We start from the raw sequence: 1,423 nt of genomic DNA, 5'->3' as shown, positions 1-1,423 counted from the left end.
AGCAGCTGCACACCACCATCACCGAGCCCGAGACGATCTCGCTGATGATCCAGAGCCCCGCAGCGAGCAGCACGACGTTGGCCCCGCGGGCCTGCCCCTGGAGGGCGGCGAGCAGCAGATGGGCGCCCGCGGAGTGGCCCACGAGCACGGCGCCGTCCCAGGTGCCGTCCTTCTGCCCGAGCAGGTGCAGGGCGGCCCGGCAGTCCTCGGCGGCGCCCGGCCAGGCTCCGCCGTCCCAGCTCGGCCGGTACTCCAGGACGGCGACCCGGTGGCCGAGTTCGGCCAGGACGAACGCCAGCGGTTCCAGATCCTGCGCCGTGCGGTCGTGCCGCCAGAAACCACCGTGCACCAGCACCACCGGTGCGGCCTGCGGGGCTTCGGTGACGGGCGCGGCACCGTCCTCCGGTTCAGCCGGCCCGTACAGGTCGATGCGCTGCCACCCGGAGGGTCCGTACCGGAGGTGGCCGAAGGCCGTGCTCACAGGAGCTCGAACGCTTCAAGACGCGACAGCCAGTGGTGCAGGCGCTCGTCGGGCATCCGCACCTCCGCGCGGCGCTCGGCGGATTCCTCGGCGGCACCCAGGCGGTACCAGACGGTCCCGTCGTCGCGGCGGATCATGAAGGCGCGCTGCTTGCGGGCGGGGCTCTGGATCATCAGCGAGATCGTCTCGGGCTCGGTGATGGTGGTGTGCAGCTGCTCGTGGTCGAGGGTGATGCACCGGCCGGCCGGCTCCTCGCGCACGAAGTACGGCCAGAAGCGGGAGACGTCGGCGCTCTCGTCGAGCGGCTGGTCGGTCGCGTACAGCGTGTGCTGGTACGCGCCGTGCAGGATGTAGGCGGTGAAGCTGTAGCGGTGGTTGTGGACCCGCTCGTACTGGTCGGTGTTGGCGAGCCGGAGCCGGATGCGCAGGCCCTTATCCTGGTCGTCCCAGATCACGATCTTGTCGTCGAGCGCGTGGCACTCGAACTTCTCGCGCAGCTCCGGGGTGCGCAGAGCGCGGGCCACGAGGGTGCGCAGCAGCGCCCGGTCGTCGCCGAGCCGGCGGGCGATCGCCTCAGTGATCTCGGCCGCCGCCTCCAGGTCGTCCCAGCGCACCTTGGGAAACGAGGCCATGAGCGCCTCGGCCTTGGTGATGTCCTCGTCGCAGGGCGCGGTCAGCAGGATCGAGGGGGTGAGATCCAGCAGGTCGTCGCCGGGGCGGGTCACCATCACAGCACCTCCATGGCCCGCAGACGGCCGGTGAGTTCGTCGAAGTAGTCCTTGCTGATGCGCTTGCTGCCGCGGCGCTGGGCCTTTTCCTTGTCCTCGCCGAAGCGCCACCAGACGCGGCCCGTCTCGCGCTCGGTGATGATCGAGCGCTCCTTCTCGGCGGGGCCGCGCAGGAAGAGCGAGACGGTGTCCGGGGTGGTGTACGTGGTGTGGA

Annotated in this window: 3 protein-coding genes; all 3 read right to left on the bottom strand. The window is 70.7% G+C overall.

Going from position 1 to position 1,423, the window contains the following annotated elements; all coding sequences use genetic code 11:
• A partial coding sequence (locus CA983_RS43620) for an alpha/beta fold hydrolase (protein ID WP_158101946.1) occupies positions 1–481 on the bottom strand: 481 nt, incomplete at its 3' end.
• A complete protein-coding gene (locus tag CA983_RS43615; RefSeq protein ID WP_208637184.1) occupies positions 478–1,209 on the bottom strand; it encodes a hypothetical protein in 732 nt (243 codons plus the stop codon). The genes CA983_RS43615 and CA983_RS43620, both read right to left, overlap by 4 nt.
• Positions 1,209–1,423: hypothetical protein (locus CA983_RS43610; protein WP_208637183.1), on the bottom strand; the 215-nt coding region annotated here is incomplete at its 5' end. The genes CA983_RS43615 and CA983_RS43610, both read right to left, overlap by 1 nt.

The sequence above is a fragment of the Streptomyces swartbergensis genome (genome assembly GCF_002148965.1).
GTDB classification, from domain to species: Bacteria; Actinomycetota; Actinomycetes; order Streptomycetales; family Streptomycetaceae; genus Streptomyces; species Streptomyces swartbergensis.
The sequence above is the reverse complement of the archived record's forward strand: the minus strand, read 5'-3'. Positions and strand labels throughout refer to the sequence as shown.

Coding starts and splice junctions, on each gene's coding strand:
- CA983_RS43615 (WP_208637184.1), bottom strand. CDS start 1,209: ATGGTGACCCGCCCCGGCGACGACCTGCTGGATCTCACCCCCTCGATC.